16 protein-coding genes are annotated in these 20,307 nt (G+C 53.5%); 5 read left to right on the top strand and 11 right to left on the bottom strand.

Going from position 1 to position 20,307, the window contains the following annotated elements:
* Nucleotides 1–8: 8 nt before the first annotated feature.
* The 4 genes from ABNV41_RS10860 to ABNV41_RS10845 all read right to left on the bottom strand — a co-directional run bounded on the left by ABNV41_RS10860 (nucleotide 9) and on the right by ABNV41_RS10845 (nucleotide 5,566).
* On the bottom strand, nucleotides 9–755 hold the full coding sequence (locus ABNV41_RS10860; protein ID WP_050818457.1) for a 1-acyl-sn-glycerol-3-phosphate acyltransferase: 747 nt from the start codon (nucleotides 753–755) through the stop codon (nucleotides 9–11).
* A 95-nt stretch (nucleotides 756–850) separates the two neighbouring features.
* Complete coding sequence (locus ABNV41_RS10855) at nucleotides 851–1,471, bottom strand: SCO family protein (protein WP_050818456.1); 621 nt, start codon at nucleotides 1,469–1,471, stop codon at nucleotides 851–853.
* A gap of 4 nt (nucleotides 1,472–1,475) precedes the next feature.
* On the bottom strand, nucleotides 1,476–4,277 hold the full coding sequence (gene polA / locus ABNV41_RS10850) for a DNA polymerase I (RefSeq protein ID WP_050820260.1): 2,802 nt from the start codon (nucleotides 4,275–4,277) through the stop codon (nucleotides 1,476–1,478).
* A gap of 188 nt (nucleotides 4,278–4,465) precedes the next feature.
* The gene (locus ABNV41_RS10845) at nucleotides 4,466–5,566 is read right to left on the bottom strand and encodes a branched-chain amino acid aminotransferase (RefSeq protein WP_050818455.1); all 1,101 of its coding nucleotides are present in this window, start codon (nucleotides 5,564–5,566) and stop codon (nucleotides 4,466–4,468) included.
* 280 nt (nucleotides 5,567–5,846) lie between these two features.
* Between ABNV41_RS10845 and ABNV41_RS10840 the strand changes: the two genes are divergently transcribed.
* Entirely contained in the window at nucleotides 5,847–7,310 is a 1,464-nt protein-coding gene (locus ABNV41_RS10840; RefSeq protein WP_050818453.1) for a YdiU family protein, read from the top strand.
* Nucleotides 7,311–7,330: 20 nt separating this feature from the next.
* Here the strand turns inward: ABNV41_RS10840 and ABNV41_RS10835 are convergent, their stop codons facing one another.
* A complete protein-coding gene (locus ABNV41_RS10835; protein ID WP_050818452.1) occupies nucleotides 7,331–8,143 on the bottom strand; it encodes an ABC transporter ATP-binding protein in 813 nt (270 codons plus the stop codon).
* Nucleotides 8,140–9,207: an iron ABC transporter permease gene (locus tag ABNV41_RS10830; RefSeq protein ID WP_230844573.1), complete on the bottom strand. Its 1,068-nt coding sequence runs from the start codon at nucleotides 9,205–9,207 to the stop codon at nucleotides 8,140–8,142. The genes ABNV41_RS10835 and ABNV41_RS10830 overlap by 4 nt, the downstream gene beginning before the upstream one ends.
* A 98-nt stretch (nucleotides 9,208–9,305) precedes the next feature.
* Here ABNV41_RS10830 and ABNV41_RS10825 point away from each other — a divergent pair, with 98 nt between their 5' ends.
* Together ABNV41_RS10825 and rpoH are read left to right on the top strand one after the other, a co-directional pair.
* Nucleotides 9,306–10,319 (top strand): RluA family pseudouridine synthase, encoded by a 1,014-nt coding sequence (locus ABNV41_RS10825; protein WP_196332578.1) that lies wholly within the window; start codon nucleotides 9,306–9,308, stop codon nucleotides 10,317–10,319.
* Nucleotides 10,320–10,568: 249 nt separating this feature from the next.
* Complete coding sequence (gene rpoH / locus ABNV41_RS10820) at nucleotides 10,569–11,528, top strand: RNA polymerase sigma factor RpoH (RefSeq protein ID WP_019087846.1); 960 nt, start codon at nucleotides 10,569–10,571, stop codon at nucleotides 11,526–11,528.
* 88 nt (nucleotides 11,529–11,616) lie between these two features.
* On the opposite strand, the gene recJ is transcribed toward rpoH, so the two are convergent.
* The 5 genes from recJ to ABNV41_RS10795 form a co-directional block, all read right to left on the bottom strand.
* The gene (recJ, locus tag ABNV41_RS10815) at nucleotides 11,617–13,449 is read right to left on the bottom strand and encodes a single-stranded-DNA-specific exonuclease RecJ (protein ID WP_349935107.1); all 1,833 of its coding nucleotides are present in this window, start codon (nucleotides 13,447–13,449) and stop codon (nucleotides 11,617–11,619) included.
* A 16-nt stretch (nucleotides 13,450–13,465) separates the two neighbouring features.
* Nucleotides 13,466–14,464, bottom strand: a complete 999-nt coding sequence (gene glpX / locus ABNV41_RS10810) for a class II fructose-bisphosphatase (RefSeq protein WP_050818449.1) — start codon at nucleotides 14,462–14,464, stop codon at nucleotides 13,466–13,468.
* Between the two features lie 53 nt (nucleotides 14,465–14,517).
* The gene (locus tag ABNV41_RS10805; RefSeq protein WP_050818448.1) at nucleotides 14,518–15,831 is read right to left on the bottom strand and encodes a homoserine dehydrogenase; all 1,314 of its coding nucleotides are present in this window, start codon (nucleotides 15,829–15,831) and stop codon (nucleotides 14,518–14,520) included.
* Nucleotides 15,828–17,060, bottom strand: a complete 1,233-nt coding sequence (locus tag ABNV41_RS10800) for an LL-diaminopimelate aminotransferase (protein ID WP_050820258.1) — start codon at nucleotides 17,058–17,060, stop codon at nucleotides 15,828–15,830. The genes ABNV41_RS10805 and ABNV41_RS10800 overlap by 4 nt, the downstream gene beginning before the upstream one ends.
* Before the next feature lie 136 nt (nucleotides 17,061–17,196).
* Complete coding sequence (locus ABNV41_RS10795; protein WP_349934680.1) at nucleotides 17,197–18,369, bottom strand: hypothetical protein; 1,173 nt, start codon at nucleotides 18,367–18,369, stop codon at nucleotides 17,197–17,199.
* Nucleotides 18,370–18,415: 46 nt separating this feature from the next.
* Between ABNV41_RS10795 and ABNV41_RS10790 the strand changes: the two genes are divergently transcribed.
* Both ABNV41_RS10790 and ABNV41_RS10785 read left to right on the top strand, forming a co-directional pair.
* Nucleotides 18,416–19,096: an ATP-dependent Clp protease proteolytic subunit gene (locus ABNV41_RS10790; protein ID WP_019087840.1), complete on the top strand. Its 681-nt coding sequence runs from the start codon at nucleotides 18,416–18,418 to the stop codon at nucleotides 19,094–19,096.
* Between the two features lie 138 nt (nucleotides 19,097–19,234).
* Nucleotides 19,235–20,248 (top strand): hypothetical protein, encoded by a 1,014-nt coding sequence (locus ABNV41_RS10785; protein WP_050818446.1) that lies wholly within the window; start codon nucleotides 19,235–19,237, stop codon nucleotides 20,246–20,248.
* Nucleotides 20,249–20,307: the final 59 nt, after the last annotated feature.

The raw sequence follows: 20,307 nt of genomic DNA, 5'->3' as shown, positions 1-20,307 counted from the left end.
TTTTGCATTCAGGCCAAATGGTCTTTCAACCAGCTTTCAACAGCTTCAAGCAAAGCGCGCCCGCTTGCTTCATCTCTGGCGGGGGCAGGAAAGTGCGGGCCAGTTTGTATTTGATAGCGCATAGGGAGGGGAGGCTGCTTCAAAAAAGGCCATCCTTGAGAAAGATAAGGTGAGTCCGTTTTGATCAGGAGCGTTTGCACGGGCAGGCGTGTGCGCTGTGCAATAGCAGCAAAACCCGGCTGCATGGGGCTGGGTTCTGTTCCTGCGCGGGAACGTGTGCCTTCGGGAAACAGAAGTAACTGATTACCTTCTTTCAGGCGTTCAGAAGCAGGTCCGATCAGCCGCAAAAGGCTATCATGCCGAATATAACCCGCAGTGCGTAATGTGCTGCCTAAGGTTGGACGCTCCCAAATAGAGGCCTTGGTAACGCAAACCAGATGCGGCAGGGCAGAGGCTAGAATAAGACTGTCCAATCGTGAGGGGTGGTTAGCAACCAGTATAATATTGGGAACGTTTTTAAGGGTGTTAAGCTCTGCCAGGTCACATTCCAAAATACCGGCCGCTTCAAGATAACGCACTGCAAGCCGGGCCATAAAACAAAGCCATGCCTGCCCTATTTTACGGCGTTTTGGCCCTTCCGGCAGTGCGTGACGTAGCAGAAAAGAGCCTGCGTCCAATGCCAGAAAAATAATACCAATAACGGCAAGTGATACATAAAACCGTAAGCTGGTACCAAGTTTTGAAAACAACGACATGAGAATACAGTACAGCTCTGGCAGAAATAAAAAACATGCAGAACATACATTACGCCATCACGTATAAAGCATGGCGTCATGTATTTTAATGTAGATTATTCGCCGTTCTGAGGTTGCATGATGCGGCGCAGGTCTTCCGCCATATGGGTACTATCTGCACGGGCGTCAATCATCCCCTTGTAACGCACCTCCGGCCCCATAACGACAAACTGTGGGGACATCCGCATGGTATATGTCCATTCGGGGTCGGGCACTTTTTCAATAGGAGCATGATATTCCTTTGCCAGATCAGCCAAGGCAAAGGGAGCCGCCGTGCCGCTTACAACCCGTGGGCCAATACTTTCACCATATTGGCGGAGGCGTTCGGCATCATCTCTGTCTGGGTCGAGGCTTACAAAAATGATAACGGCGTTGTGCCTGCCACCTTCTACCTGATCCAATGCGGCAGACATATTGCGCAGGGCAGGGGCGCAGGCATCTTCTGCACAATGTGTGGCGCCAAACAGAACAAGCATCCAACGGTTACGGAAGGTCTGGTCCGTCATGGTGCCTGTTGTGGAATCCATAAGGCGGAAGGAACCCCCAACCTCGTTGCCATAGGTGTTTAGCTGCACGCCGTGCTTTAAGGCCAGATGAGTGGCCGTGTAACCTCCGGCGGCCGCCAGAGCCAGCACACCAAAGGTCATGAGGGCTATACGTTTTCCAGCCGGTGTCATGGTTTTAATGTGCCTCCGCCCAATTCTGGCCTATTCCGGTTTCTACAACCAACGGTACAGCAAGATCTGCTGCTGCTTCCATAACGTTTTTAATAATTGCTGCTACTGCTTCTGCTTCTGATTTATCTGTTTCAAACAACAGTTCATCGTGCACCTGCAAAAGCATGCGTGTTTCGCCAAAGCCTGCTTTTTGCAGGGCTAATGGCAAATGCACCATGGCGCGTTTTATAATGTCTGCCGCGCCACCCTGTAAGGGGGCATTAATAGCTTGTCGCTCGGCATATTGGCGTCTGGCAGCACTTTTTTCATGAATGCCCGGCACATAGCAGCGCCGGCCAAAAGGCGTGAGAACATAGCCATGAGTGCGCGCTTCTTCGCGCATGCGTTCCATATAATCACGGATACCGGGGTAACGGGCAAAATAGGCATCTATATAAGTGCGCGCTTCGCCCGCAGGAATGCCAAGCTGTTTGCCGAGCCCAAAAGCCGAAATGCCATAAATAATGCCAAAGTTAATGGCTTTGGCGCGCCGCCGTGTTAGGGCATCCATCCCCTCAAGCGGGATATTGAACACTTCCGATGCGGTGCGGGCATGAATATCCTGCCCAAGCTGAAAAGCCTCACGCAACGCAGGAATATTGGCAACATCAGCCAATAACCGCAGTTCGATTTGCGAATAGTCAGCAGAAATCAGCTTCTTGCCTGGGGGCGCAATAAAGGCCTGCCGGATACGTGTGCCTTCTTCTGTGCGTACTGGAATATTTTGCAGGTTGGGGTCTGTAGAAGATAGGCGCCCGGTGGAGGTGATCGCCATCTGGAAAGATGTATGCACGCGATCATTCCGGCCGGCTTGGCGTAACAGCGCATCCGTATAAGTGGATTTTAGCTTGGCAAGCTGTCGCCATGCCAGAATGCGCGCTGGCAGATCATGTCCTTGGTCGGCCAGATCCTGCAGGACAGAGGAATCCGTGCTCCATGCTCCAGCCTTGCCGCGTTTGCCACCTTTCAGGCCCATTTCATCAAACAGGATTTCCCCAAGTTGTTTGGGGGAACCAATATTGAACTGCCGACCGGCGGCTTCGTAAATATCGTTTTCCATGCCCTGCATACGGGCTTCAAAGTCTTTGGAAAGTCGATCAAGCTCCGCGCGATCTACCGCAATGCCTGCTTTTTCCATGTCAGCCAGAATGGCCGAAAGCGGGCGTTCAATCTGCTCATACAGCGCCAATGCCTTATTGGTGCGCAGCGTGGGGTGCAGAACATGCCACAGGCGTAAGGTTACATCGGCATCTTCAGCCGCATATTTGGTAGCAGTTGCAACAGGCACTTGTGCAAAAGGCAGGCGGTTGCGGCCTGTGCCCGTCACACTGTCATACGTGATGGGGGTATGATTGAGGTGCAGGGTAGAAAGTTCATCCATGCCTTGCCCATGCAGCCCAGCAGACTGGCTGTAAGAGATCAGCATTGTGTCATCTACAGCGGTAATGCTGGAAAGAGGGATGCCCGCATGATCCAGAATGAGCAGATCAAACTTGGCATTATGGAAAATCTTTAAAACGGCATCATCCTGCAAAAGAGGAGCCAAGAGTTTAAGGGCTGCATCAACAGCCAGCTGTTCGCCTGTTGGGGCTTCCAGAGTGCCTTCATGTTTTAAGGGCACATAGCATGCCTTGCCCGGAGCCGTTGCAATAGAAAACCCGACAATATTGGCCGCAAGCGGGTCTAGCCCATCTGTTTCTGTATCTACAGCACAGATACCGGCTTCCTGCGCTGCGCTCACCCATTTTTGCAGGGCTTCTGCTGTGCGCACGGTTTCATAGTCATGATACGGGGCAGAAAGCACAGATGCATCGGGGGCTGAGGCATCCTCAGCGGGTGTGGTGGCTCCAGCAACAGAGGCCGCGGCGACTTTTCTGGCAGCACGATGAGCGTGGGCGCCAGAAGGGTGGCCAAGCCCCATACGGCTAAGAATAGAGCGAAAGCCCATGCGGTCTAGCCAGTCTGCCAAAACCAGCATGTCTGGTTCACGCGTGCCAAGCTCTTCTACCGGCACGGGCAGGGGGACATCTGTGGCAAGTGTGACGAGCTGGAGGGAAACCCGTGCGGCTTCAGCATGTTCGATCAGCATGTCACGCCGCTTGGATTTTTTCATCTCCGGAGCTGCATTCAAAACGGCTTCCAACGTGCCGTATTCCTGCACAAGGGCTGCTGCTGTTTTGGGGCCAATACCGGGCACGCCGGGCACGTTATCTGTGGGGTCTCCCATCAGGGCCTGTACATCCACCACTTTTGCGGGGGGCACACCAAATTTGGTTTCTACCTCAGCAGGGCCAACTGGTGTCTGTTTGATAGGGTCCAGCATGCAAACGCCGTCTCCCACCAGTTGCATCAGATCCTTGTCGGATGAAACGATGGTGCATGTGCCACCCTGTGCCCGAATGGCCGTTGCATAGGATGCAATCAGATCATCTGCTTCCCAGCCGGGGAGTTCGATGCCTGGCACATTGAAGGCCTGCGTGGCTTCCCGGATGAGGCTGAACTGGGGGCGCAGATCCTCAGGCGGTTCGGGGCGGTGCGCTTTATATTGCGGGTAGATTTCTGAACGGAATGTCTGGCGGCTGGCATCAAACAGCACAGCCAGATGGGTGCCTACATGGTCTTTAAGCAAACGGGCCAGCATGGTGGTAAAGCCGTAAACAGCATTTACTGGTACACCTTCCGGGCTGGTCATGGGGGGGAGGGCATGAAAGGCGCGGAAAATAAAACCGCTGCCATCTACCAGAACCAGATGGGGTGTTTCTGTCATACTGATGCAAACCGTGTAAGCGGAAGGGAAGGCAGAAAGAAAGCCATAGGGTTTGGATATGCCCCTTGGGTTTTGATGTCCAGCATTGGGCATCTGGCTTTCTGCAAGGTGTTGAGGTCTGTAATAGGCAAATACCCCGGCCTAAGCCGGGGTATAAGGGATATGTTTACAGGAAGGATACCTGCAACTTAGCCAATTTTTTTAACCCAGCCATGCGGATCTGCTGCACGGCCAAACTGGATATCGCACAAAGCCTTGCGCAGGCTGCTGGTGACTTCACCAGTCTGGCCGTTACCGATAGTGCAGCCGCCTTCTGTGCTTTTGAATGTGCCAATAGGTGTCACAACCGCAGCGGTGCCGCAGGCAAACACCTCTTTCAGCTTGCCGGAATCAGCATCACCATAAAGCTGATCAATAGCGTAGCGTTCTTCCTTTACCTTCAGGCCGCGATCACGCGCCAAAGTAAGCAGGGAATCGCGCGTAATGCCGTGCAGGATGGTGCCGCTATCCAGCGGAGGGGTTTGCAGGGTGCCGTCTTCAAACACCATCATCACATTCATGCCGCCCATTTCTTCCAGCCAGCGGCGTTCCTGCGCATCAAGGAACAGAACCTGATGGCAACCGTGTTCCTTGCCTTCCATCTGGGCTGTCAGGCTGGCAGCGTAGTTACCACCACATTTGGCAGTGCCCGTTCCCCCGCGGGAAGCACGTACTGTGCGTTCTTCCACCCATACGGAAACCGGGCCGGCATCCTTGGAGAAATATTCACCAGCGGCACAGGCAATCACGATAAACTTGAATTCAGATGCCGGCTTTACGCCAAGGGCAGCTTCCGTCGCAATCATGAATGGGCGGATATACAGCGTGCCAACTTCGGGCTTGGGCACCCAGTCCTTATCCAGCTTCACAAGCTGTGTAACGGCATCCAGAAACAGGTCTTCAGGCACCTGCGCCATAGCCATGCGTTCGGCAGAATGGCGGAAGCGGCGGGCATTTGCATCCGGGCGGAAAAGCTGCACGCTACCATCCGGGGTGCGATAGGCCTTCATGCCTTCAAAAATTTCCTGCGCGTAGTGCAGTACGGATGCAGCAGGATCCAGCATCAGTGGCTGGCGGGGCAGGATTTCAGCAGAATGCCAGCCCTTACCTTCCGTATAGGTGACAACAGCCATGTGGTCGGTAAAAACGCGGCCAAAACCCGGATTGGCCAGCATGGCTTCCCGCTCTGCCGCGGGGGTGATGTCTGTTTTGCGGGTAATCTTGAAGGCGGTGTCAGATTCGGTGGTCATGGGTTCTGCTGTCTCCACGGCGCTGGGGTCTGAACCAGATAGTCTGGCGGCTCCGTTGCCTCGGTTCTTTTTTTGCTTTCAGACGTTCTTATATCTAGGTCTGAGTTGGCAGGCGTGATGGGGCTTTTCCTATCATGTTCAGGCTTTATGTGCCAGAGAGCCAGACAGGCATGCCCTGTGGGGCGGGTTTGCATCTGGCGGAATGGGTGCTGTTTTCAGCAACACAGGCCGTTATTGAGCCACTTGGGCGCTTTCCGTCTTTATTCCGGAGAAATGAGTTATGGCACCACTTCCTTTCCGACAAAGCTATGCAGCATTGCCAGAGCGGTTTTATGCCAATGCTCCTCTTTCTCCTGCGCCAGCCCCTAAGCTGATCCGGCTGAACCATGCTTTGGCAGATCAGCTTGGGCTGGATGCAGAATGGCTGGCCAGCCCGGAGGGCGTAGCCATGTTATCTGGTAGCGCCATGCCAGAAGGGGTGGAGCCACTCTCTACAGCGTATGCAGGCCACCAGTTTGGCAGCTTTAACCCGCATTTGGGTGATGGCCGTGCCCTGTTGCTGGGGGATGTGCGGGATGCCCAAGGCCATGTGTGGGAAGTGCAGCTTAAAGGTTCTGGCCCCACGCCGTTTTCGCGCAGGGGAGATGGCCGCGCTGTGTTGGGGCCTGTGCTGCGTGAATATGTGGTGAGCGAGGCCATGCACGCCTTGGGTATTCCCACCACCCGTGCATTGGCTGCCGTAAAAACGGGCATGACTGTTTTACGTGAAACCATGTTGCCCGGGGCTGTTCTGGCGCGTGTGGCATCCAGCCATATCCGGGTTGGCACATTTCAGTATTTTGCATCACGGCAGGATCTAGCAGGGTTACGGCTTTTGGCAGACTTTGCCATTGCCCGCCATTACCCACAGGTAGCACAAGCTCCAGCACCGTATCTGGCGTTTCTTCAGCAGGTTATTGAGGCCCAAGCCAAGCTTATTGCCCAGTGGATGCTGGTTGGCTTTATTCATGGTGTGATGAATACGGATAATATGGCCGTATCGGGGGAAACCATAGATTATGGCCCATGTGCCTTTATGGATCAGTATGATCCGAATACCGTGTTCAGTTTTATTGATGAACGCGGGCGTTATGCCTTCACCAATCAGCCGACAATCGCCCTGTGGAATCTTACGCGTCTGGCGGAAGCCTTGCTGCCGCTTCTTTCTGAAGATGAAGAAGAAAGTGTTGCTTTGGCGGGGCAGGCGCTAGAGCAGTTTGGAGGGTTATTTCATGGCGCATATTTTGCGGGATTGCGTGCAAAGCTTGGTTTGAAAACACAGCAAGCAGGGGATGAAGCATTCTTTCACGCCTTGTTTGCTCAAATGCAGGAACATCAGGCAGACTTTACCAATACATTCCGCAGTTTGAGTGATGAGCGCGTCATAACAGGTGAGCATGTGCCCGATATGTTGGAAGGCATGCAGCCGTGGCTCATCCAATGGCGGCAGCGCTTAATGCAGGAAGCGGAGGAAGCTCCAGCTATGCGGGCGGAAAACATGCGCCGCGTAAACCCATGCTATATCCCGCGTAATCATCTGATAGAGGCCATGATAAGTGCTGCCGTGAATAATGATGACTACACGTTGTTTGAGGAAATGCTGCAGCTTACAGCTTCACCCTATACAGAGCAGGCAGATATGGCGCGGTATGCACAACCTCCGCAGCCTGAAGAGCGCGTAAGATACACGTTTTGCGGGACGTAATAAGGCTAAAGAGTAGTCTCTTATATACAGTCGGTAATCACGATAAATCGGTGGTTATCGGCTGTCGTTTCAATGCGTGCCTCTACGCGGTACACGGTGCGGAGCAGTGCTGGAGTTAAAACCTCCGCCGGAGGGCCAGAGGCAATAATTTGGCCTTCGTGAAGCACACATACCAGATCGCACAAGTTTAATGCGATGTTCAGGTCATGCAGCACCATCAACGTGACAAGGTTATTTGTGCGGGTGATCTGCGTGAGCAGTTTTGTAACGGCATACTGATAATGCAGATCCAGAGCACTAAGTGGCTCATCCAGCAACAGGGCGTGCGGTTGGCGGCCAAGTGCCTGTGCCAGACCAATAAGCTGGCGTTGGCCTCCAGAAAGTTCGTTCAATTTGCGCAACGCCAAATGGGCAATGTTAAATTGCTTCAGAAGATCCAATGAAGCCTGAATATCTGCCTCATGAGGAGCATCCGCAAAACTTTGTCCTTGTCTGCCAAGCGTAACACGTTTTGCAGCCAGCATGGCTTCCAGCGCAGTAATGTTGACGGGCGCGGGAAGTGCTTGCGGGAGATACAGGCAGTGTTGGGAGCGTTCAGGCAAGCGCAGGCTGCCAAGTTGAAGACCATCTAGTGTGATACAACCCTTAGCTGGCAAGAGGCCGCTCATGGCGCGCAGTAAGGTAGATTTGCCGCTACCATTTGGCCCAAGCAGGGCGCAGATACGCCCATGTGGAAAGCAAGGTGTTGTCAGATCATCCAGCACCGTATGACGTCCGTAATGGACGGTAAGATTGTGCGCTATCAGGCCTGAAAAAGGTTTATCTGCCATCATACCATTGGCCGCTGTTTAAGAATGATGGCCAGAAAGAATGGAATGCCCACCAGTGACGTAATAATGCCAAGAGGCACAACAATGCCCGGCACCAGAATGCGTGCGACCAAAGAAGAAACAGATAGAATAAGTGCGCCAGTCAGTAAGCTGCCAGGCAGGCTGAAGTGGTGATCTTCTCCCACCAACCGGCGCGCGATGTGTGGGGCTACTAACCCTACAAATCCGATAACACCCACAAACGCTACGGAAAGAGCGCATAAAAAACTGATACGTAAGAGGGCCGCCTGCCGGAGCCGAGGGACATCCACCCCAAGGCTGGCCGCGCGTTCTTCCCCCATTCTTAAAAGGGTTAGCTCACCAGCAGAGCGTAGAGAAAGTGGAAAGATAAGAGCCAGACTTCCAGACAATAAAGCCAGAGTGGCCCATGTGGCACGGCTTAGGCTGCCAAGCGTCCAGAATACCAGATCTTGCAGCGTATCTTCACTGGCAACAAATTGCATGAGAGCAACCAGCGCCTGAAACGAAAAAACAAGCGCAACACCACACAGAATAACCGTGCTGGTATCGGCTTGCCGGAGGCGTGTCAGTATATCCAATGCAAAAACAGAGGATACGGAAAACACAAAGGCACATCCTGCTACCAGCCAGTTATCGGGCACGCCAGCAATGTGCCATTGCAAAACAATAGCCAAAGAAGCCCCAAAAGCTCCGGCAGCAGAAACGCCCAATGTAAACGGGCTGGCTAATGGATTGGCCAGAACTGTCTGCATTTCTGCGCCGGCCAGGCCAAGAGCGCCCCCTATACAGGCAGCCATCAGGGCATAAGGCATACGAATCTGCCACACAATAATGGCAGTTTGCTGCGGCACAGAAGCTGAATGAAACAGTGTCTGCAAAAACAGGCGTGGGGAGAGATGAGCGGGCCCAATCAGAAAATTGGCACCAAGTGAGAGTACAACGCCAACGGCCAGAAAACCAAGGATAAACAGCCGTTTGTAGATGCTGGCCCGATATGTAGCTTGCACAGCAACAATATCTGGCAGCGTATCCTTGTAGTCCGACATGGTATCCTGAGCTTGACGGTATGCAGTGGAAAAGGCTTTGTGCGTTTTCATCTTTTCTTTCTGCATGAAACTTGAAAAACGGGAGGGTGTTGGCACAGATGGTTATAATGCAAAATGGTTATGATCCATCTTTGCCTGTAAAGGAAACATCCATCTCCTTTACAGTAACGCCAGAGCAGGCAGGAGAACGGATTGACCGTTTTCTGGCTGCCACAATGGAAACGCTTTCACGCTCACGCATTAAAAGCCTGATTGAAGAAGGGCATTTGGCGTGTGATGGCATATGTATAAGGGAACCCGCAGCCATAGCCCGTGCTGGTATGGAAGTGGTACTTACCATTCCGCCCGCTGCTCCCGCGGTGCCGCAGGGTGAGGATATTGCTTTCACTGTTTTGTATGAAGATGATGATCTGATTGTGCTGGATAAACCGGCCGGTCTGGTTGTCCACCCCGCGCCGGGGAATGAAACAGGCACCCTTGTAAATGGTCTGATTGCGCATTGTGGGGAAAGTCTGAAAGGCATTGGTGGGGAACGCCGCCCCGGTATCGTGCATCGGCTCGATAAAGATACTTCTGGCGTGATGGTCGCTGCCAAAACAGAAATGGCGCATCAGGCCTTGTCAGAGGATTTTGCGGCACGCCGGATAGACCGTGCCTATCTGGCTTTTTGCTGGGGGCTGCCTAATCCGGCAGAAGGAGATTTTGAAGGCGCTATCGGGCGCGATAAGCGCGACCGCAAGCGCATGGCGCTCACGCCCAAAGGTGGGAAATGGGCGCTAACGCATTACCGCACGTTGCAGGCTTTTGGCACAGGGGCGGCCCTTGTGGCTTGCAAGCTGGCAACAGGACGCACTCACCAGATTCGTGTGCATTTTTCTGCGAATGGGCACCCTTTGATAGGTGATCCACTGTATTTGCGTCGGATTCCTGCAGCTTCTCGTGTTCTGCCATCTGCGGCCCGTGTGGCTGCGCTGGATTTCCCGCGTCAGGCCCTACATGCAGCGCGGCTGGGTTTTACACACCCCAGAACGGGTGAAAAACTACTGTTCGAAACCCCGATGCCTGAAGATATGCAGGTGTTGGAACGCAGCCTCAAGGCAGATCAGGAATAGGTTTTTCGATTCGGAAACAGTAAACAGGACCGCACAGGTCCAGAAATCTGGCTGTCTTCTGCCATGCATCTTAGAATTCTTGACACATGTGCTTTTTCCAGCGCACCCTGTTGCACCCACTAGGCCTTGGAAACCGTAGCCGAACTGGTGGGAGAGCCTCTTTTCAGTTTGTCGCTCATACGGAGGACAGAGGGATTGAGGATTAAGACATCTGTCCATCGCATGACTGGATCTTGCCTCTTTTTATGAATGTTTTGCGGGCGTTACGGGAACCTAAAGCATTCGAGGGAGTTTCCAGTTCAGGGGAGTAGTCAACACATGGTATCTTCCGTTATCAATGTTGGGCCTGAAAACAATCTTTCAAGGTACCTTCAGGAAATCCGCAAATATCCTCTCCTTACACCAGAAGAGGAACTCAGCCTTTCACGCCTGTGGCGCGATAAGGGAGACGTTAAGGCAGCGCATCAGCTCGTTACCTCCCATCTGCGTCTGGTTGCAAAAATTGCCATGGGTTACCGTGGTTATGGTCTGCCGATTAATGAACTGATCAGTGAAGGCAACATTGGCATGATGCAGGCCGTGAAGCGGTTTGACCCTGAAAAAGGGTTCCGCTTGGCCACATATGCCATGTGGTGGATTCGTGCGGCTATTCAGGAATACATCCTGCATAGCTGGTCTCTGGTGAAAATGGGCACAACTGCGGCTCAGAAAAAGCTGTTCTTCAATCTGCGCCGCCTGAAAGGGCAGATGCAGGCCATTGATGATGGTGATCTGAAACCAGAGCAGGTGAACAAGATTGCCACAACACTGGGTGTATCTGAACAGGATGTGGTGGATATGAACCGCCGCATGGCTGCGCCAGATCATAGTCTGAATGCGCCCATGCGGGCCGATCAAGATAGTGAATGGCAAGACCGACTGGTTGATGACCACACCAATCAGGAAGACGTTTACGCTGAGAATGAGGAGCTTTCAGGCCGGAAAGCACTGCTTTCTTCCGCCATGGAAAATCTGAACGAACGCGAACGCCGGATTTTTACGGAACGCCGGTTGAAGGATGATCCTTCAACATTGGAAGAACTTGCGCACGAATATGGTATCTCGCGCGAGCGAGTGCGCCAGATTGAAGTGCGTGCCTTTGAAAAAGTGCAGGCGGCCATGAAAAAGGAAGTTCAGGCCCGGCGCGAAGAAACGGCCCAGAATACGTAAGAGAGTTTAGGCGTTTCCTACTTGCAGAGCATGCTGCAGGCAGGGAGCGCCTATACGCTTTATTTGCTACGGAAGGGCAGGCTTGTTATCAGGCAGCCGCAGCATCCTGAATAAAGAATGTAGCGTCTGTTCTGCCATTCCAACTTTCTGCTCGCAGATACCCGGCAAGATGCAGGGCAGGGCGTGTTGTGTCTTCCAGCTTGGCCGCTAAAGGGTTTTCATGCGCCCGGAACAGTAGCGCTTTCAACCGGCCATTATTTTCACCTTTTAGAAGCAGACGTAGTGTGTTGCCATCTCGGCCAATGCGGTCTGCCCGTATCACTGTTACACGTGGTATAGCTAACAGAGGTTCCGGGTTTCCGGCCCCAAATGGGGCAAGGGCTCCCATATCCTGCGCCAATTCTGCTGTGGCGCCAGAAATAGCTACCACCGCATCTACAGTAAGAGGCACTTTTTCTGGAAGCGTGGCTGCTTGCGCCAACCGAGTATCCAGAAAAGTATGAAATTCTTCCAGTTTATCTGCGGTAAGCGAAAAACCTGCGGCCATGGCGTGGCCGCCGCCGGTTTTAAGCATTCCTGCTTGGCGTGCCGCAATAATTACGGTGCCAAGATCTAAACCGGGAACAGAACGGCCAGAACCTTTAATGGTGCCATCTTCCTGTTCGGCCCCAACAAGGGCAGGCCGATTGAACCGCTCCTTAATGCGCCCCGCTACAATACCGACAACACCGGGGTGCCAATCTTTTCCGGCCAATAAAATAACAGCATGCCCCGCTTCTTTCTGGGCTTCTGCCTGTTGCATGGCGCGGTCCAGAATATCGGCCTCAAGACCTTGTCTGCGGCGGTTTACGGCATCCAGACGTTCGGCCATCTGGCGTGCTTCAAAACTATCCGGGCAACGGAGCAGGCGCAGGCCTAAAGCTGCTTCTGCAATACGGCCACCGGCATTGATGCGCGGTCCTAATGCAAAGCCGCAGGAAAAAGCATCCGGGGCTTTGGTAACGCCAGCAATTTCCATCAGGGCATTCAGGCCAGTACGCTGGCGGCGGGCCATAATTTTTAGCCCTTGCGTTACAAAGGCGCGGTTAAGCCCATGTAGGGGCATAACATCACAAACCGTTGCCAAGGCAACCAGATCAAGCTGACGCATCAGATCGGGCGGAGGCTGGTCTGCTGTAAACCACTCTGCACGTCTTAGGTCTCGCGTGGTTGCAACAGCGGCAAGAAAGGCGAGGGCTGCCGCACAAATATGATGCAAGCCAGAGGAACAGTCAGGCCGGTTAGGGTTAACTGTTGCCAAAATTGGGGGGAGGGCATCTTCCGATTTGTGGTGGTCCAGCACAATCATATCGGCTTTGTCTGTCACTTGAGACAGAATATCAGCAGAAGCGGTGCCGCAATCCACGCAAATCAGTATGGAAGCGCCTTGTGCTACTAAATTATCCAGTGCGGCTACGTTAGGACCATATCCTTCGGTCATTCTATCCGGGATATGGGTATGGACAGTGCAGCCGAGTTCTTCAAAAAATGAGGCGAGAATGGCGGAAGCGCAGGCCCCATCCACGTCATAATCACCAAAAATACCAATTACTTCACGGTTCTGGACAGCTTTTGCCATGCGGTTGGCAGCTTTATCCATATCCGTGAGACTGGAAGGATCAGGCATAAGTGCCCGTAACTTAGGCTCCAGAAAATGAGGGGCCTGATCTGGTGTGATCTGACGCATGGCCAACAGACGGCCAACAATTTCTGGAATGCCCAGTTGTTGTGCCAAAGCAGCACCCAGACGCATCAGAGCAGGGTCTTCCGCTCCGGCACGCCAAACCCAACGCCGCCCAATAAAGCTGGCTTCCACCCCCAATACAGCAGGAGTGGAAGTTTCTTCAGTGGGTTCAGAAAGTTGCAAGGTGCTGCTTTGCATCAAAATTCAGAGCTGCTTATTGCGGAGCCCATGTTTTGGTTTTGAAGTTATGGTGGCCTTCAATAAAGCGCACCGTGCCAGATTTGGAACGCATGACCAGAGAATGCGTAATAGCCTGATGCGGCAGCTGCCGAACGCCACGCAGCAATGTGCCAGTGGTAACACCGGTGGCAGAAAACAGCACAGATCCAGCGGCCAGATCATGCAGCCCCAGTTTACGGTCTGGGTCTTTCCCGGGGTTCATTTTGCGGGCACGTTCGCGCTGCCCATCATCTTCAAACAGCAGGCGACCCTGCATCTGTCCTTCTACGCAGCGGATAGCAGCAGCAGTCAGCACACCTTCAGGTGCACCACCAGAACCTACGTAGATATCAACCTGGCTGGTATCAAGACAGGCAGCAATGCCGCCGGCCACATCGCCATCTGTCAGCAGGCGCACACGTGCACCTGCAGCACGGGCGCGGGTGATCATTTCTTCATGCCGTTCACGGTCTAGCGTGCAGAGCAGAAGATCCTGAACGCTCTTGCCTTTGGCTTTAGCCAGATTTGTCAGGTTGGTTTCAATGGAGTTATCCAGATCAACGACACCATCGGGCAGATTGGGGCCGACCACAATCTTGTCCATATAAATGTCTGGCGCATGCAGGAAGTTGCCACGCTCAGCCAAAGCCACCACGGTAATGGCGTTTGGCATATCTTTGGCGCAAAGGTTGGTGCCTTCCAGCGGGTCCACGGCAATATCCATGCCGGGGCCGCCAGAGCCAACTTTTTCACCAATATAAAGCATGGGGGCTTCATCCATTTCCCCCTCACCAATCACCACCATGCCATCAATGGCGACGGTATCAAATGCCGTGCGCATCGCTTCTACAGCTGCGCCATCAGCATCGTTCTTGCGTCCGCGTCCCGTCCATCGGGCAGAAGCCAGAGCAGCGGCTTCCGTTACACGCACCAGTTCAAGCGCGAGATTGCGGTCAGAAACAACAAAAGGAGAGGGGCCTATGGAATCAGACATCAGAAACAGGATCCTTGCTTAAAAGTCTATGATACCGGAAAAGGTGGCTAGAATCAGGCTGTTTCGATCCGAATCATCGCAGGGCTGTCCGTCACCACGCTCAAGGCATCTATTTTGGTGATAGCTTCCTGCATGGCGGCTTCTGATGTCTGATGCGTAACCAGAACAAGCGGAACGTACGGAGTTGTTTCATTTTCCGCAGGGTGCTGGAGCATGCTGCGCAAGGAAACACCGCAATCGCGCAAGACTGCTGTAATATCTGCAATAACGCCGGGGCGGTCTTCTACCATCAAGCGCAGATAGAAAGCGCCGGCGCCAGTGCCAGCCGGGCAAGCGCGCAACGCCGGTTCTGAACTGGCTTGCACGCCCCAGACCGGAATGGTGTGGCCACGAGCAATATCAACCAGATCCGCTGTTACAGCACAGGCCGTTGGGCCAGCACCGGCACCGCGGCCTTCCAGCATGATACGGCCCACAAATTCGCCTTCAGCTACAACGGCGTTAAACACACCATCCACCTGCGCAATAGGTGCGTTGTGGGGCAGCAGGCAAGGGGCAACACGTGCTTGAAGTCCGGCATCTGTCAGGCGGGCAAGGCCCAGAAGTTTGATGCGATAGCCAAGGGTGCGCGCAAAAGCAAAGTCAATGGCGCCAATCTGGCGGATGCCTTCTACCTGCACGGAATCAAAGGCTACAGGGCGACCAAAAGCCAAGCCAGCCAGAATTGTCAGCTTATGTGCGGCATCAATGCCATCAATATCGGTAGAAGGATCAGCCTCTGCATATCCGAGATCCTGCGCATCTTTCAGCACCAGATCAAAATCCTTACCCGTTTCACGCATTACCGTAAGGATATAGTTGCATGTGCCGTTCAGAATGCCGCCAACATGTAGCAGTTTGTCTGCGGCCAGACCTTCGCGCACTGTTTTAATGGCAGGAATGCCACCAGCCACGGCTGCTTCAAACAGCAGCGGTGCGTTGTTGTCTGCACTAAGCTGGGCAAGGGCGGAGCCATGCACAGCAAGAAGCGCTTTGTTGGCGGTTACAACAGGTTTGCCTGCAGATAGCGCTTTTTCTACCAGCGCACGGGCCGGACCTTCGCTTCCGCCAATCAATTCTACAACAACATCCACATCGGGATCAGAAACCAGATCCAGCGGGTTTTCATGCCAACGCAGAGTGGAAACATCTATACCGCGGTCACGCGAGCGGTCTCGGGCGCTTACGGCTACCACTTCCAGTTTGCGGCCTGCGCGTGCACTTAGCAGATCTGCATTCATACGCAGCAGGCGAATAACGCCAGCACCAACCGTGCCCAGACCGGCAATACCAAGACGAAGAGGAGAGGAATTGGAACAGGATGTCACGGTGCAACAGGCTCCGGCTTTTTAGGAGAGGAAGAGGAAGACGGCGAGATACCATGCGCAGATAGGAACCCACGAATGGAACGCAGGGCCTGACGCAGGCGCTGGGTATTTTCAACCAGCCCGATGCGAACATGGTCATCACCATATTCACCAAAGCCAAGGCCGGGGGCTACAGCCACGCCAGCTTCTTCAAGAAGAAGTTTGGAAAAGGCAACACTGCCCATTTCACGGAATGGTTCAGGAATAGGTGCCCAAGCAAACATGGAACCTTCTGGAGAAGGAACATCCCACCCTGCCGCATGCAAGCCGCGGATCAGCACATCGCGCCGATCTTTATAAAGAGCGCGCAAATCAGCCACACAATCCTGCGGGCCATTAAGGGCCGTTACAGCAGCCACCTGAATAGGCGTGAAGGCGCCGTAGTCCAGATAAGATTTAATGCGGGTAAGGGCGGCAATCAGGCGTTCATTGCCTGCGGCAAAGCCAACGCGCCACCCTGCCATGGAATAGGTTTTGGAAAGAGATGTGAATTCTACGGCAATATCTTTCGCACCCGGCACAGCCAGAATGGAAGGTGGCACAAGATCGCCAAAGTAGATTTCAGCATACGCCAGATCAGATAGAATCCAGATTTCTTCCTTCCGGCAGAAGGCAACCAGTTCTTTATAAAAATCCAGATCAGCCAGATATGCAGTTGGATTGGACGGGAAGTTGACAATCAATGCCGTGGGTTTGGGCACAGAATGGCGCACAGCCCGTTCCAATGCACGTAGCATGTTCTCATCAGGCGTGGCCGGAATGGAGCGGATGGAAGCTCCGGCGATAATAAAGCCAAACTGGTGAATGGGGTAGGAAGGATTGGGCACCAGAATGGTGTCCCCCGGGCTGGTGATGGCAGAGGCCAAATTGGCCAGCCCTTCCTTGGAACCCAGTGTGACAATCACTTCCTTGTCCGGGTCTAACCCCACATGGAAGCGGCGTTCATAATACCCGGCAACAGCCTTGCGCAGCCCCGGAATGCCGCGGCTGACGGAGTAACGGTGGGTGCGTGGGTCCTGCACCGTTTCCAGCAGTTTGTTGACAATATGCTGCGGGGTGGGGGTGTCCGGGTTGCCCATGCCGAGGTCAATAATATCCTCGCCCCGCGCGCGGGCTGCTGCCTTGGCCTGGTTTACCGAGGCAAATACATAAGGCGGCAGGCGGCGGATACGATGGAACTCTTCGGTCATGGGCTTTTGATGCTCTAAAGAACCGGGGGCAAGGAACCCCCGCAGGTTTGTGGGAAGAAGCATAGTAATCGTCAGAACAGAACAGGCAACTCCTCACTCTGCCTAAAATGTGGGAATGGCGTTTTTTCGCTAAGTTTTAGGGGCTGGTAGCCACTTTGGCACCTGTGCCAAAGGCATCACCGCGCACATGAATGCTGGCGGAAGGCACACCAAGCTTTGCCAGTTCCGTTGCCAGACGTTGCGCCCGCAAAAGCCCCAGTTTTACGGCATCAGATTGATCCTGCGCGCTAAGGGATAAGGCATTGCCAAACCCACGAATAAAGAATGGCCCATTGGGATGATCAGCTTTGAGCTTGCTGAGAATATTTTCCTGCCCACTGGAAAGCACATCTGACTGCGGCACAAAATGGAACGAAGTGCCTTTTACATCAACCAGATCATAGTTTGGTTTGATGGTATCCGGCACATGTGCATCAGAGGGTACATCAAAACCCGGGAATGATGGTGCTGTGGGGGGCGCATCGGGAATCTGCGGAATGTCAGAAGCTGGTATTTCTGTTTGTGCGGCTTTTGGGCGCACTTCTGGCATACCAACTTCAGGCTCGGTTTCTGCGGTTTCGTCTTGCTTCTTACTGGCATGGCTATCTTTGGAAGACGCTTTGCCGGTTTGGGAGGTGGAGCTTTGTGCCTTTTGGTCTGGCGAGGAATCTGCAGCATCCATTATGGCGCCGCTTACGCCTTCGGGCAGACTAGCTTGTTGAGAAGCATCCTGGGTAGCGCCATTTGGCTGAGTGGATGAGCTAGCTGCAGGCGTAGCACTTTTTGCAGGAGGCTGCGCCGTGGCAGAAGGTGGGGGCGGAATATCGGGAATAAGGCTGCCATTGGCGGCCACTGTCCGATACGCCAGATTGCGCTCACGAATAAGTTCCTGAGTTACAAGCGCACGGTCTTGGGGCGAGGGCATTTCTGGCGCTTGTGTAGGCGTAAGGCCAACATGCGGGTAGGGATCATAAATACCCGGCGGCGGTGGCCGTTGGGAGGCAATAACCCCACCGCGCATATGCTGCATCCATGATAGCGTCCCATCAATCGCATCTTTATGGGGGCTGCAGCCGCCAAGCAGCAGCGCACCAGAGGCCATGAGCATTCCAAGCCGTACAGCAGGTTTTAAACCTATGGCGCTGCGGAGTGTCCGCTTGTGTTCTAAGCAGGGTTGCGGCATGGCAGCGCGGATACTCCGACTAATGGAAACCAGACAGTAAGACGGAGCGCACCTTACCCTTTTCCGCCCCGGCTGGCGAGACAGCACATGATTGCCCCTTGGCAGGCAGGCTTAGGCAGCGCAGGATAAGGGAATGTACACAGATACAGAACATGCGGAGAAAGCAATGACGGGCATTTTCCCCCGTAACGCCATCAAGATGGATGACGAACCGGAAACTCCGGCAACCCCGGAGAAGGCAGAAGAAAAAACAGCCGGCGCCCCGCATGGCGAACTGGAACACAAGTTGTTCAAGCAGCGGAAAGTGCTGATTTTTGGCGGGATTGATGACAAAATCGCCCGTGATGTAACGGGCCGCCTTTTGGCGCTGGCTGGTGAATCTGACCAGCCGATTGATGTTTACGTTAACTCTCCCGGTGGGCATGTGGAAAGTGGTGACACAATCCATGACATGATCCGCTTTGTCGATTCGATTGCTCCAATCAATATGATCGGAACAGGCTGGGTGGCATCTGCTGGTGCGCTGATTTTTGCCGCCGGACACAAAGATCGCCGATTCTGTCTGCCGAATACGCGCTTTTTGCTGCATCAGCCGATGGGGGGCGTACGTGGCCCTGCAACGGATATCGACATTGAAGCGCGTGAAATTATCAAGATGCGTGAACGGCTGAACCGGATTTTCGCCAAGGAAACCGGCCATAGCTATGAAAAAGTCGCAAAAGATACGGACCGCAATTACTGGATGTCCGCCAAGGAAGCGATTGATTACGGCTTAGTGACCAAGATCATTTCAAAGCTGTCTGATCTGCACTAATACACATCGCGCCTGCTTCGCATTCCCATCTTTGGGCTGCGCGAGGCAGGCGCGTTTGCGTTACTGGATCTGCCAGAATGTCTGCCCAAACGGTTGGGTGTCGTATCAGGCGAGATCCCTAGAAAACAGGTTCCTCACATGGGTTCTCTGAGCGATATCTATTCTCATCTGCCTGAAAGCATGGATGATCTGCCCCCGCCGCCCAATGAGGCAGCTGTGGAAGAGGCTGATTATCGTGCCCGCCATTGGGTAAGCCCTCTAAAAGGGCCGCTTAAGCCGGGGTCTGAGGCGCATAAACACGCCTTGGCGCAAATGTTCCGTGAAACGTTTAATCCTTACAGGCCATCTGTCATCAATTGGCCTAAGCTGGATCCAGAAACGCTCAAGCGCGTAACTTCCTTGCCTATCTGGGATATCGCTGTGCAGACAGAGGGCAAGGCCCGCCTGCGCATGGCAGCTTATGCCAATCTGGTGACAGACCCGGATATGAAGGATGCCATCTCCCGCAATGCATGGGAGGAAAACCGGCATAAGGAAGTGCTGTCCAAAATGGTGGCAGCCTATGACATCCCTATGGCACCGGAACCGCCCTACATTGAGCCCAAGGATGTTGAATGGGCGTATCTGGTGACGGGTTTTTCCGAATGTGCGGACAGCTTTTTTGCTTTTGGCATGTTTGAACTGGCCAAGCGTTCTGGCTATTTCCCACCTGAACTAACAGATACATTTGAGCCCATTATGCAGGAGGAATGCCGCCATATCCTGCTGTTTGCCAACTGGTTGGCATGGAACCGGGCTGTTATGCCGTGGTGGCGGCGGCCTTACTTTGAGCTGAAGGTTCTGGCTGTTTGGGCTTTCCTCGGTTACGAGCGCTTATCTTTGGTGCGCACGGTGGATGATGAAGGCCATGTGCATACGCAGGATAACAACTTTACGGTAACTGGTACCAAGGAAGTAACTAACATTCAGATCAATCTGCCTGATTTCATGCAGCTTTGTCTGGATGAGGATGATCGTCGCTTCTCTGGCTATGATCCACGTTTACTACGCCCCACAACCACGCCAGCCATTGCACGTGTTATCCGTGACGTTGGGCGGTGCTGGGAATTTGCAAGTGGTGTTTTCAAGGCAAATCGTAAAACAGCAGCGTAATCTGCTTTGAAGTTATCCCAACCAGCGAGATTATTTTATCTGGGCTGGTTGGGTGATTT

The organism is Acetobacter sp. A11-2, assembly GCF_040208445.1.
Taxonomy (GTDB): Bacteria; Pseudomonadota; Alphaproteobacteria; order Acetobacterales; family Acetobacteraceae; genus Acetobacter; species Acetobacter oryzoeni.
Note: the sequence above shows the minus strand (reverse complement) of the source record. Positions and strands in the feature narration are given on the sequence as shown.